Origin of the sequence: Caproiciproducens galactitolivorans, from assembly GCF_004768785.1 — a bacterium.
GTDB lineage: Bacteria > Bacillota > Clostridia > Oscillospirales > Acutalibacteraceae > Caproiciproducens > Caproiciproducens galactitolivorans.
The window spans coordinates 23,987-37,203 of sequence record NZ_SRMQ01000010.1 but is presented as its reverse complement, the minus strand read 5'-3'; the positions used below and the strand labels follow the sequence as shown (position 1 = coordinate 37,203).

11 protein-coding genes are annotated in these 13,217 nt (G+C 47.0%); 1 reads left to right on the top strand and 10 read right to left on the bottom strand.

Annotation, left to right across the window (positions count from 1 at the left end):
- Nucleotides 1-317: 317 nt before the first annotated feature.
- The 4 genes from CAGA_RS10035 to CAGA_RS10020 form a co-directional block, all read right to left on the bottom strand.
- Nucleotides 318-1,223 carry a tyrosine-type recombinase/integrase gene (locus CAGA_RS10035; RefSeq protein WP_167875216.1) on the bottom strand — a complete coding sequence of 302 codons (906 nt, stop codon included), beginning with the start codon at nucleotides 1,221-1,223 and terminating at the stop codon, nucleotides 318-320.
- A gap of 206 nt (nucleotides 1,224-1,429) precedes the next feature.
- Entirely contained in the window at nucleotides 1,430-2,449 is a 1,020-nt protein-coding gene (gene gap, locus CAGA_RS10030; protein ID WP_135660416.1) for a type I glyceraldehyde-3-phosphate dehydrogenase, read from the bottom strand.
- Between the two features lie 87 nt (nucleotides 2,450-2,536).
- Nucleotides 2,537-3,538, bottom strand: coding sequence for a hypothetical protein (locus CAGA_RS10025; RefSeq protein ID WP_135660414.1), 1,002 nt, complete (start codon nucleotides 3,536-3,538; stop codon nucleotides 2,537-2,539).
- 15 nt (nucleotides 3,539-3,553) lie between these two features.
- Nucleotides 3,554-4,927, bottom strand: a complete 1,374-nt coding sequence (locus CAGA_RS10020; protein ID WP_135660412.1) for a citrate/2-methylcitrate synthase — start codon at nucleotides 4,925-4,927, stop codon at nucleotides 3,554-3,556.
- A gap of 432 nt (nucleotides 4,928-5,359) precedes the next feature.
- Between CAGA_RS10020 and spoIID the strand changes: the two genes are divergently transcribed.
- On the top strand, nucleotides 5,360-6,388 hold the full coding sequence (spoIID, locus tag CAGA_RS10015; RefSeq protein ID WP_135660410.1) for a stage II sporulation protein D: 1,029 nt from the start codon (nucleotides 5,360-5,362) through the stop codon (nucleotides 6,386-6,388).
- A 150-nt stretch (nucleotides 6,389-6,538) separates the two neighbouring features.
- Here the strand turns inward: spoIID and CAGA_RS10010 are convergent, their stop codons facing one another.
- The 6 genes from CAGA_RS10010 to CAGA_RS09985 form a co-directional block, all read right to left on the bottom strand.
- Nucleotides 6,539-7,252, bottom strand: coding sequence for an ABC transporter ATP-binding protein (locus CAGA_RS10010; RefSeq protein WP_135660408.1), 714 nt, complete (start codon nucleotides 7,250-7,252; stop codon nucleotides 6,539-6,541).
- A 1-nt stretch (nucleotide 7,253) separates the two neighbouring features.
- On the bottom strand, nucleotides 7,254-8,015 hold the full coding sequence (locus CAGA_RS10005; RefSeq protein ID WP_135660406.1) for an ABC transporter ATP-binding protein: 762 nt from the start codon (nucleotides 8,013-8,015) through the stop codon (nucleotides 7,254-7,256).
- 3 nt (nucleotides 8,016-8,018) lie between these two features.
- A complete protein-coding gene (locus tag CAGA_RS10000) occupies nucleotides 8,019-9,041 on the bottom strand; it encodes a branched-chain amino acid ABC transporter permease (protein ID WP_207669572.1) in 1,023 nt (340 codons plus the stop codon).
- Between the two features lie 3 nt (nucleotides 9,042-9,044).
- Nucleotides 9,045-9,926, bottom strand: coding sequence for a branched-chain amino acid ABC transporter permease (locus tag CAGA_RS09995; RefSeq protein ID WP_135660403.1), 882 nt, complete (start codon nucleotides 9,924-9,926; stop codon nucleotides 9,045-9,047).
- 106 nt (nucleotides 9,927-10,032) lie between these two features.
- The gene (locus CAGA_RS09990) at nucleotides 10,033-11,202 is read right to left on the bottom strand and encodes an ABC transporter substrate-binding protein (RefSeq protein ID WP_135660401.1); all 1,170 of its coding nucleotides are present in this window, start codon (nucleotides 11,200-11,202) and stop codon (nucleotides 10,033-10,035) included.
- Between the two features lie 357 nt (nucleotides 11,203-11,559).
- The gene (locus tag CAGA_RS09985) at nucleotides 11,560-13,212 is read right to left on the bottom strand and encodes a peptide ABC transporter substrate-binding protein (RefSeq protein WP_135660399.1); all 1,653 of its coding nucleotides are present in this window, start codon (nucleotides 13,210-13,212) and stop codon (nucleotides 11,560-11,562) included.
- Nucleotides 13,213-13,217 lie beyond the last annotated feature (5 nt).

Here is a 13,217-nt window from a genome sequence, read left to right as displayed (position 1 = left end):
ACAGTGTATAATTATTGCATAATTGTATGTTACAAATTTGATATTATGATTGCAGGTGTGTAGTGAAATGCTATGCACCTGTTTTTTGTTGTTATTTCAATCATAGCGACTTTTTAGAAACATGAACATACCTTAAAAATTATTTTAGATATTACAATATTGTAACAATATTAGTTTACAATATAACTATCCTCTATTCCCTACACCATACATTACCATCATTACTACACAAAATAATAATACTAATTGTACACAAACCATTAAAGTAAATATACAATTAGTATTATACTACTTATTTTAATATTGTACTAATACCTTTAAAGATTCATTAAAGGACTGGTCTTAGTTCCTGCAACTAATACATCTCTGTCCTTTAATCCCTCTAAATATCTTTGCGTGATTGATATGCTTTCATGCCCCATAATTCTTGAAAGTGCATAGATGTCCAAACCGTTCTTTAATTGCATCTGTGCGAACGTATGGCGGCAAGTATGAGGACTACACCTGATATTACTATTAACTTTACATTCCTTGCCTGTAACCCTTACCATTCGTTCTATGGCTTCATGTGTTAATGGTTTGCCGTTCTTACTCAAAAAGGTATTGTCATACTTCTGTGTCCTGTATTCAAAGTAACTCTTCTTAACGATCTGATACTTGAAAAGGCATCGAGCCAAATAAGGTGATTTCGGTACAACTCTTTCCTTATCTCCCTTACCATGAATCAGAATATAATCATCATGAATTTGCTCATCCCTTAATGTGATAAGTTCATTCAGTCGAATACCAGTATCAAAGAATAAGCACAGTATTGTTCTGTTTCTAATATTCAGGTAGTCATTGCCGGAATAAAATTGAACCATTCGCTTAACTTCATCATCTGTAAAAGTTTGAATTATCACTTTCGGTTGTTTAACATTCTTAATCTTTTCAGTAATCAAATCCGTTGTATATTCTTCCTCTTGCAGATACTTAAAAAAACACTTGAACGCTTTCAATAGATCATTGATATATTGCGGCTTTCTCCCTTTCTTTTGCATCATGATAAGAAACTGTTTAATTTGCTGTGGTTTAACGTCCTCTAACTGCGTTACATTATGCTCGTCCTCAAGATACCTAAGAAGATAATTTACCTGTTTGTTGTAGTTGCTTGTTGTCTTTTCAGACAACTTTCTGCATTGACAATTGAACTTGAATTCTTCTGACAGGTCTTTCAATAACATAACAAAACACCCCTTGTTAATTTGCAAAAAACAAAATAACAAAGGGTGTAAATCTTGCGTTATGATAGCCATTTAGTTACTCGTATAAATACGATACAACGGAAACCGTTGTCATAACAAAAACGGTTTATTCACAATACAACTGATTCGACCGAAGCATACCAATTAAGTCAAACCTTCAAAAAACCTAGGTTTAATGCGGGTTCTTATTCGTGGTCAACTTTGTTCATGTGCTTAATCAGGTCGAGAACCTTGTTGCTGTAACCCCATTCATTGTCGTACCAGGAAACAAGCTTTACGAAATGATCATTCAGCATGATACCGGCATTCTTATCAAAGATAGAAGTGCGGGAATCGCCGAGGAAGTCGGAAGAAACAACCGCGTCTTCGGTGTAGCCGAGGATACCCTTCATTTCGCCTTCGGAAGCTTCCTTAACGGCTGCGCAGATCTCATCATAAGTGGTTGCCTTTTCAAGTCTTACGGTCAGGTCAACAACGGAAACGTCCAGAGTCGGAACGCGCATGGACATACCGGTCAGTTTGCCCTTTACTTCCGGAATAACAAGCGCACATGCCTTTGCAGCACCAGTAGAAGAAGGAATGATGTTGCCTGCTGCCGCACGACCGCCTCTCCAGTCTTTCATGGAAGGACCGTCAACGGTCTTCTGGGTAGCGGTTGTGGAGTGAACGGTTGTCATCAGGCCTTCAACGATGCCGAACTTGTCGTTGATAACCTTAGCCAGAGGAGCAAGGCAGTTTGTTGTGCAGGAAGCATTCGAAACAACCTTCATGTCTTTCTTGTAAGTGTCGAGGTTTACGCCGCATACAAATGTCGGGGTTTCCTTATCCTTTGCAGGCGCGGAAATAACAACCTTCTTTGCGCCGGCTGCGATATGGGCAGAAGCCTTTTCGGTTGTGCAGAACACACCGGTGGATTCTACAACATATTCAACGCCGATCTTGCCCCACGGAATCTGGGAAGGCTCTTTTTCAGCAAAAACTTCGATCTTTTTGCCGTTGACGACCAGCTTGCCGTCCTCAGCCTTAACGTCGCCCTGGAAATGACCATGCATGGTATCGTATTTTACCATGTAGACCATGTAATCTACATCAATGAACGGATCGTTAATACCAACAATTTCAAATGTTTCCGGCTGGGCGACTGCTGCACGGAATACTAAGCGGCCGATGCGGCCAAACCCGTTAATGCCAACTTTAATAGACATAAAACAAATACCTCCTGAAATTTATTGTTTCTTTTCCTATTTTATAGCATTCTACGCCATTTTACAAGTGATTTGATATAATTTTAACTAGCTTTTTTCAATTCTCTTCAGAAAAGGGCTGCTTGTATGATTAAAAAAGCAGATATCGCTGCCGTAGGTCCTTGTAAGATACTCTAAACAGCTCTCCTGGATCGGTTCGGCATTCTCTTCCTCTGTTTCTCCTTCCTCCGTTCCACTTTCTGCCGTTTGCGCCGGATCCCGCGCAAATTCCTGAATATCGGCGGACACCCGGACAACTGAATTTTTGGAAACCGCCGCAAGGAAGAAAAGAATATACAGCGCAAAGAGAATATTGGCCGGGTAGAAGCCGGACGGGAACAGTCCCTGGCGGGTAACATGGATTATCTGCTCCACGGTGCCGGTGATGCCGGTTAACAGGGCCATGAGCGCCGCCGGAATGCCAAACATATAAATCATTTTTCCACTTTTTTCATCATCTATACGTGCAAGCAGCTTTGCCTGATGGAACAGGAACAGCAAAATAAAAATTACTGTAAAAGTATCGTAAATATTTTCCGCCACATTCACAACGGCCACAAAACGGATAAACATGGCGACAAGGCATGCGCAACCCCACACGGAAGGTACCAACGCAAGAAGGGGCTGTTTTTCAAAGGTGTTTTTCCCCGCCGCAAAGTTGGAGCCGGCAAGAATCAATACGATCGCTGCGAAAACGCCAAGAACTGTTAAAGCAGTATAGGCAAGCTGGCTTTGCAGGCTTTCAATTCCGAAAAGGCTTATGACACATCCCACAATCACGCCCACGCCGGTCAGAATCCCGAAAACCGCGGCCGGAATGCTGCGAATCGGGCTGTAGGGTGCACGGCTTCTGCGGTCCATAGCAGACATTATGAGCATCAGGGCGGCCCCAACCGCAAGCACAAAGGAAATCATTGCCGTCGTCCGAATTCCGTCGGTATAAAATCCTGTGCCTTCTTCGCTTAAGAAGCAGATTTGATACAGCCGGAGCGGAAGGGTAATCAGCAATGTAACAGCAAAGACAATCCAGGCATTTTTAATTTTCATCATATCTTCCTTCCGTTATCACTGCGCGTCGCGTTTTTCAAGGGGTATGTAGGGCCTGCTTTTCGACAGGGACCGGTACGCAGGACGCATAATTCTGCCGCAGGTTTCCATTTCCTCCATACGGTGGGCGCACCAGCCGGCAATACGGGAAATGGCGAAAAGCGGGGTATACAGGTCGCTTGGGATTCCCAGCATCTCGTAAACTAGGCCGGAATAAAAGTCCACGTTGGCTGAGATGACCTTCCGCTCGCCCTTTACCTTGGCGAACGCGTCGGGAGCCAGCTTTTCCACCCGCTCAAACAGTTCGAACTTTTTCAGCATATCCTTTTCTTCCGCCAGCCTGCGGGCCTTGTTCTTCAGGATAACGGCTCTCGGGTCAGAAAGCGTATAAACCGCGTGTCCCATTCCATATATTAAGCCGGAATGGTCGGCGGCCTCCCCGCGGACAATTTTAACAAGGTATCGGGAAAGCTCGGTTTCGTCCTCCCAATTGTGCACATTCTCCATGATGTCCCTCATCATCATCATGACCCTGTGGTTGGCGCCGCCATGGCGCGGACCTTTCAGGGAACCGATTGCGGCCGCAATCGCGGAATACGTGTCCGTACCGGTTGAAGAAAGGACGCGGACGGTAAAGGTGGAGTTGTTGCCGCCGCCGTGCTCTGCGTGAAGCATCAGGCAAAGGTCGAGCAGCTTCGCTTCTTCATCCGTAAAACTCCTGTCCGGCCGGATCGCATTCAGAATGGACTGCGCCGTGGAATGCTTCGGGTCAATCGGATGGAAATACATGCTCTTTTTATCAAAGTGGCGCCTTTTCACCTGATAGGCGTACGTCATAATCGTAGGAAGCCGAGCAATCAGTTGGATTGCCTGCCGCATATTGTTTTCTAGCGATGTGTCGTCCGGATTTTCATCGTAGGAGTAAAGTGCCAGGACGGAACGCGCCAGCTTGTTCATAATGTTTTTTGAAGGCGCTTTAATAATCATATCCTCGGCGAAGTATTCGGGGAGCTCACGATAACTGTTCAGCGTGCGGACAAAGGTTTGGAGCTGTTCCTTGCTCGGCAGCTCGCCGAAAAGCAAAAGCCATGCAACCTCCTCGTAACCAAAACGGTTATCCGCAATGCATCCATTAACAATATCGTTCACGTCGATGCCGCGGTATGTAAGCTTTCCTTCGTCCGGAATCCGTTCGCCGTCCGCGATTAAGTAGCCATGTACATTACAAATCGTGGTAAGGCCGGCCATAACGCCTGTTCCGTCCGGATTGCGCAGGCCGCGCTTCACCTGATACAATTCAAATTTTTCCGGGGGAATCTTATTATTGGCTCTGAATTCGTCGCACAAGCCCCGAAGCCCCGGATCATCTTGCTCAAGAACAATTTCTGCCATGATACACACCATTTCTCCACACAAATTTAAAAAAGACTGCCCTGTTCCGTGTGGCAGAACCGACAGCGCCATGAGCTTTTTTATGCTGATATTCTTAATATATATCAGCGCATGCCTAAAGTCAAGTAAATATACGGCTACAAAATCCCTGCATTTGCAATGTAATCTTTGAAAAATTTCATATTTTCCCTATATTTCTGCGTATAGGAAATATATTTAAAAATAATGAATATTTCATCGTGTTCGAATGTAAAATGTATTGATCATCAGAATAAGGAAGTGAACAGGTTGAAAGCCACCAGCCTGCAAAAAGATCCTATTTTCAAAACGCTTCCCTACTGGAAGCGGGAAAGGGGCCGCCGATATTTCCCGTGGAAATTCTGGACGCCTATTCATCAAATACTGTGCAGCACGGAGAAACGGTGGATTGAAATGAAGGGAAAAGCATTCCTTGGACTTCTTCTGTTTTTGATTATGTTTACCGTCCCATTCCTATCCATTGGCGCCAAAATACCGGACAAGACAGACAAGTTGAAAAAGGCGGCAAGCAGCGTACCGCTGGCAAAGCCCCAGCAGCAAAGCGTCGCCCCCGGCACGAAAAGCGCCGTTTCCGGCTTTAAAATACTGGACACCAAAAGCAACACCGTGATTACCGCAGACGACCGAAGCTTTCTTTACGGCGCGATCGTCACCGAAATGTCGCCGGACTTTCATCCGGAAGCGCTCAAGGCGCAGGGCGTTGCCGCTTACACCTATTACAGCCGCCTGCGCGAACAGCAAAGAAGCAACCCGACCGCATCCCTGAAAGGGGCGGACTTTGCCGCGGACACGCAGGGATGGCAGATTTATGTTACCAAAGAGCAGATGAAACAGCGGTGGGGAGCGAATTTTGATACCTACTACAACAAACTCACCAAAGTGGTAGACGCCATTTACGGAAAGGTTCTGAAAAGCGACGGCGAGCTAGCCGACGCTACCTATTACGCGATATCCTCCGGCAATACGGAAACTTCGGAGGATATCTGGGGCGGGAAGCGCAAGTACCTTGTCGCGGTGGCAAGCCCCGGGGACGTGTTTGCAAGCGGCTACCAGACAACGGCGACGTTCAGCACAGCCCAGTTTAAAGCGGCGGTGCTGAAAACCGCGCCAAAAGCGAACCTGTCCGGCGACCCGTCTACATGGGTCGGGAATATCCAGCGGACGGCTTCCGGAACAATTAAGAACATACAGATCGGCGGCGTAAACATAAAGGGCAGCGACATCCGCAGCGCGTTCGCGCTGCGTTCCCCAAATTTCTCCATATCCTATGCAAACGGAACCTTTACCTTCCTTGTAAAAGGATACGGGCACGGCGTGGGGATGAGCCAGGTCGGTGCGAATTATATGGCGTCGCAGGGTGCTTCTTACCAACAGATTCTGGCATGGTACTATCCGACTACCACGCTGACGACTTTACATTAACCCCGCTGATTCAGCACATCCAGCGGGGAATAGTGCTTGAAGGCTTCCACACATAAAATATTCTCTTATGGCCGGAAAGAGGCGGAAGCTGTGCTTCCGCCTCTTCTGCAGACTATGAACGGAACGCGCCGGCGCCAGGCATATCGACTTTTAACCGCCGAGGTAGGCCTTTCGCACCTTTTCATTGTTTGCTAGTTCGTCCGCGTCGCCCTGCATGGCAATTGAACCGGTTTCCAGAACATAGGCGTGATCCGCGATTTCGAGCGCTTTCTTCGCATTCTGTTCCACTAGCAGCACCGTCACGCCGGTTTTGTTAACATCCTTTATAATTTCAAAAATTTCGCCTACAAGCAGCGGGGAAAGCCCCATAGACGGTTCATCCAGAAGCAGCATCTTCGGATTGCACATCAGGGCGCGGCCAATCGCCAGCATCTGCTGCTCGCCTCCGCTTAGTGTTCCGGCAATCTGCCTGCGGCGCTCTTTCAAGCGCGGAAGGCGTTCAAAGATCTTTTCATAGTCTTCGCTTATTGCGCCCCCGTCGTTCCGGATATAGGCGCCCATTTCCAGATTTTCCTGCACCGTCATTTTCGCAAAAATTCTTCTGCCCTCCGGAACCTGCGCAAGACCCAGCCGTATGATTTTATGCGGCTCGACTGCCATCAGGTTGTTGCCGCAGAAGGTAATCTCCCCGCTTTTCGGTTTGACCAGGCCAGAAATGGAATGAAGCGTCGTTGTTTTTCCGGCGCCGTTTGCCCCAATTAGTGTTACAATTTCCCCTTCCGCCACTTCAAAGGAAATATTTTTAATTGCATGGATGGAACCGTAGTAAACATCCAGATTTTTAACGGACAGCATAACTCCCATTTTACTCACCCCCAAGATATGCGGCAATGACTTTCGGGTTGCTGCGCACTTCCTCGGCGCTTCCCTCCGCAATAATTCTGCCGTAATCCAAAACAACGATATGCTCGCAGATTCCCATAACAAAGTTCATATCGTGTTCTATAAGCAGAACCGCAACCTTGAATTTGTCACGGATTAGCGCAATGGTTTCCATTAGTTCCTTTGTTTCCGTCGGGTTCATACCAGCGGCGGGTTCATCCAGAAGCAGCACCTTCGGATTCGCCGCAAGCGCGCGGGCAATTTCCAGCTTGCGCTGCTGCCCGTAAGGAAGGTTCTTCGCCAGATCATCCGCGTGCTCTTCCAGATGAAAGACCTTTAAAAGCTCATATGCACGCTCGGTAACCGCTTTTTCCTCCTTCCAGTAGGAAGGCAAGCGGAAGATTCCCGACAAGACGGAATACTTCATCTGGTAGTTCATTGCAATTTTAACATTATCAATAACGGAAATATCCTTAAACAGACGGATATTCTGAAAGGTACGGGCAATCCCGTTCTGCGTAATCTGATAAGTCTTTTTCCCGACGATATTCACGCCATCCAGCGAAATAACGCCCTCTGTCGGCACATAAACATTGGTCAGCAGGTTAAAAACGGTTGTTTTTCCCGCGCCGTTCGGCCCAATCAGGCCGAAAATTTCGCCCTTCTCAATCGAAAAATGAACATCCTGAAGGGCCTGAAGGCCTCCAAAGGCAATGCCTAAATTTTTTGTTTCGAGCACAGGCATCGGTCAACCCTCCTTTTTTGCGGCATTCTTTTTATTGCCGCCCACAGTACTGCGGATTTTTTCAAAGGCTCCCGTCAGCGAAAACTCGCTGCGCCCCAAAAGGCCCGTCGGGCGGAACAGCATGACGCAGATTAATACGACCGAATACAAAAGCATGCGGTAATTGGAAAATCCGCGCAGCGCTTCCGGCAGAATGGTCAAAACCCCAGCGGATAGAATGGACCCGGTAATGGACCCCATACCGCCCAGTACAACCATAACGAGGATTTCCGTTGAGCGGTTGAAATCGAATTTTGACGGGTCGATCAAACCGATCTGGTGCGCGTAAAGTCCGCCCGCCACACCGGCGATAAACGCCGCCAGAACGAAGGCGAGCAGTTTATAATAGGTTGTGTGTATACCAGCCGCCTCCGCCGCAATTTCATCCTCGCGGATGGCAATAACGGCACGCCCATGGCGTGAGGTTCCAAAAGTAAAATTCAAAAAGATTACAAACACAGCAATAAAGAATATATAGGTAAACATCCCCGTAAGGTTATGCCGCGTATTGAGAGACTCCATCCCGTAAAGGCCCTTGGCGCCGTTCGTAATCGTCAGGTTGTTCGCGATAACGCGGATAATTTCTCCGAAACCGAGCGTAATAATCGCAAGGTAATCGCCCCGCAGCCGCAGCGCCGGGACGCCGATAATAAAGCCGGACAACGCGGCGGCAAGTCCACCGATAATCAAAGCAATTGGGAACGAAACCGTAAACGGAAGCTTAACATTCAACGTAAACAGGGCGGCGGAGTAAGCGCCCACCAGCATGAAGCCGGCATGTCCCAGAACAAGCTGTCCAAGCAAGCCGGTCACTAGGTTTAAGCTGACAGCAAGAATAATGTTAATAAGCATCATATTGATAATATCGGAATAATAGCTGTTAATCACTCTCTGGGCGATCAGGGTGGAGATTCCAAAATATATAAGGAATACGATCGCCAGATTTACCAAATAGGAAATCCTTTTCTTTTTTGATATACCCAGCATCCGTTACACCTTCTCCCTTGTATTTTTGCCCAAAAGCCCAGTCGGTTTGACCAGAAGGACAATAATCAAAATCCCGAAAACCACCGCATCGGTCAGGTTGCTGCTGATATAGGCATTCGTCAGGCTCTCCGCAACGCCCAAAAGATAGCCGCCCAGCATAGCACCGGGGATACTCCCGATTCCGCCAAGCACCGCCGCGACAAACGCTTTCAATCCCAGAAGCCCACCCATAACCGGTTTTATCTGCGGATATGTATTGCAGTAAAGCACGGCGCCGACAGCCGCCAAAGCAGAACCGATGCCAAAGGTAAACGCGATGGTTGTATTCGTATTAATTCCCATCAGCTTTGCGGCACCCGCGTCCTCGGAAGTCGCGCGCATTGCTTTTCCGATTTTCATTTTGTTGACCATAAGCTGAAGTCCTGCCATCATAACGACCGAAACCGAAATATTTATAATCGTTGAAGATGTCAACTGAACACCGCCGAACTGAAGCGGAGCAAAAGCAAACATCTTCGGCATGGACTTCGGATCCGAACCGAAGAGCAGTTGGTAAAGATTTTGCAGGAAAATGCTGACGCCGATTGCGGTGATCAGCAGCGAAATCCGGGGCGCTTCGTGCACGAGCAGCCGACGGTAGGCAATACGCTCAATGAGCACACCGGCGACGCCGCAAAACAGGATAGAGCCAAGCACTGCCAGCCAGAGCGGTAAATTCATCATGACCAAAATGACAAAAACAGTATACGCTCCCACCATAATAATATCGCCGTGCGCGAAATTAATAAGCTGTACGATACCGTAAACCATGCTGTAGCCCAATGCCACCAGAGCATAGATGCTGCCGATGCCAAGGCCGTTGATTACCTGGGATAAGAATTCCATAAGCTGCACCCTCCTGCAATTCTAAGCCTTTTTCAAATAAATCCGAAAAGAGGGTGAATTACTTCACCCTCTTTTTCATTCAAAAATATCTGACTGAGTGAACGAATTACTTTTTAAAGTTTTCAACAAACTTATACTTACCGTCGGAAATGGTCGTAATAACCGCTTCTCTGACCGGGTTGCGGTTTTCATCAAATGTGGTGTTACCGGTAAGTCCCTTGTATTCCAGCGCTTTTAACGCGGAAACAATCTTGTCTGAATCTGTCGAACCGGCCTTGTTAATGGCCGCCGCCATCATGCCCATGGCATCATAACCCAGAACAGCAAACATGTTCGGATCGGTTTTATAGGTTTCCTTGTATTTCTTCAGGAATTCCTGAAGCTTCGGATCCGTGCTTTCCGCGGAGTACTGGCTGCAGAAATAGCAGCCCTTAACAGCATCCTGGTTGCTTTTGTCGATTTTCTCAAGGACACCGTCCCAGCCGTCCGCGCCAAGCAGCTTTGCTTTCAGGCCGATGTCTTTCGCCTGTACGGCAATCAGCGCAACATCGGAGTAATAAACCGGAATCATAACAACATCCGGATTGCTTGCCTTAATCTTCGTAAGCTGGGTTTTAAAGTCCATTGCGCCGGACTGATACGCTTCCTTGTTGGTAATGGTAATCCCTTCGGACTTTGCGGCCGCTTCAAAAGCGTTTGCCACACCCGTGGAATAGTCGTCGCCGTTGTCATAGATGATCGCGGCGGTCTTCGCATTCAGCTTTCTTGCAGCATAAGCCGCCATCAGTTCACCCTGGTACGGATCGATAAAGCAGGCACGGAATACGTTTTCGCCGGCCTTGGTAATATCCGCAGCGGTACCGGTCGCGGTAATCATCGGCAAACCGTCTTTCACCGCTTTTTGCGCAACGGCAATCGTCGGCTTGGAAGTTACGTCGCCAATCAGCGCGACCACCTTGTCATCCTGAACCAGCTTATTATAAGCATTAACGGCCTCAATGGCGTCCCCCTTTTCATCATAGGGCACATATTCGATCTTCTTGCCCAGAACGCCGCCCGCTTTATTGATTTCATCGACAGCAAGCTTAATTCCGTTATTTGTAGCAATTCCATAAACGGATACATTGCCGGTCAGCGGAGCAAGCCCGCCGATTTTAACGGTGTCTCCGCTCGCAGCATCACCGGTACCCTTTGAATCTCCCGATTGCGCACATCCTGTCACAGAGGCTGCAACCATCGTCGCCGCAAGCGCAGCCGCTAATAAACGCTTTTTCATTGTGTTTAACCTCCCAAATTCGAAATCGTCACACATTTTAATATCGATTTTTAAATATTTAATGTTTCTGATTATACTACTGATATCGCATATTTGCAACCTCATATTTGTAATTATGCGTTATATTTTATAGAATCGTTTATTTTACTAGTTTTTATTTACTTTTTTACATTGTAGATTTATTAAATGAAATAACGTATTATAAATATTGCAAAATAATCGATATATTATCACTTTAAACCAATAAAGACAGCATTTATGAAGTTGTTCACACTCTGTTCATTCATATACTTTTATTGAATTTGTACAAAAAGGCGTTCCCGAAAAAGACGGGAACGCCTTGAAAACGATATCCAATCAGCCTTCTACAGTAGCATACATGAAGTAGTCAAAGCCCATCGGATTCTCATAATAGCCTTTTACATTCGGATTCAACAGGAAAACGCGTGAACGGTAAGTGAGAGGAGCAACCGGCATATCTCTCATAATGATTTCCTCTGCCTGATGCAAAAGCGGCATTCTGACCTTGTTGTCGTCCGTTGACTTAACCTGTGCAATGATCTTGTCGTATTCCGGATTCGAGTATTTGGAACTGTTGTTGCCGCCATCGGTAACAAACAGGTCAAGCATGGAAACCGGATCGTTGAAATCAACGCCGAACGCGTCACGGGCGATCTGGTAATTTCCTTTGTTACGGGAGTCGATAAATACGGACCACTCCTGCTGGGAAATTGTGCAGTTAATGCCAAGCTGGGTCTTCCACATATTCTGGATGGCTTCCGCCATTGCGTTGTTCAAAGAAGCAGGGTTTGTAGCATATTCAACGGTGGGGAATCCCTTGCCATCCGGATAACCGGCTTCCGCAAGGAGCTTCTTCGCTTCAGCTACATTCTTCTCGTAATCCTCCGTGCTAACGGAATAGAAGTCTTTTCCGGCTTTACGGAACTCCTGTGTAGGCTCAACGTCACGAACACCGACCGGAACAAATGCGGCTGCGGCGGTCTGTGTTTTCTTTGTAACCGTATCCACAAGGTAGCTGCGGTCGATCGCAAGCGATAAAGCTTTTCTTACCTTCGGATCGTCGAAGGGCTTCTTCTTGCAGTTGAAATCAACAAAGTTTGTTCCAAGATCCGGTACTTTCTGGAAGTCCGGCTTCGACTGCCATGACGGAATTTCTTCGGTCGGAATGGCATAGCAGAAGCTGATTTCGCCGTTCTGGTAAGCGGCAAGCCTTGCGCTGTCATCTTCCAGCAAGACAAATTTAATGGTATCAAGCTTGATTTTATCTTTGTCGTAATAATTCGGGTTCTTCGCTAAAGTGATGCTTTCCTTATGGCTCCATTCCTTCATCGTAAAAGGACCGTTGGAAATATAGGTTTTCGGGCTCTGGGTCCACTGTTCGTTGCCCTCAACAACATCCTTGCGGAGCGGGAAATAAGCCGTAAAGGAAAGAAGCTCGTTAAAATACGGACACGGAGCTCTTAAAGTTACAACAAGAGTCTTATCGTCCTGTGCCTTTATGCCAAGCGTATCCTTGTCTTTTTTACCGGCTACAATTTCGTTTGCATTGAGGACCGGATCAAAAATATAAGCATACTGGGATGCGGTTTTCGGATCAACCGCTCTCTTCCATGCATATTCAAAATCGCCTGCGGTTACCGGCTTGCCGTCGGACCATTTAATGTCGTCACGAAGGGTAATCGTATACGTTTTGCGATCACTACTAACTTGAATATCTTTCGCTTGCGCATTCACCGTCTTCTTGTCCGAAGAGTACCTGGTCAGGCCTTCAAACAAATGGTTCATCACGGTGGTAACATCGGCCGCCTGGTTTAAAGCCGGATCCATCGTCAGCGGTTCAGAGCCAAGGCTGACGCTCAGCGATTTTGCACCGGCTGCTTCGCTGCTTACGCCTTCTGCTGTAGAGGTGCTCGCACCGCCTCCGCATCCCACAAATGCGGAAGAGAAAAGAGCCACTGCAAGTAACAAGGAAACTATTCTTTTTCTCATAAATT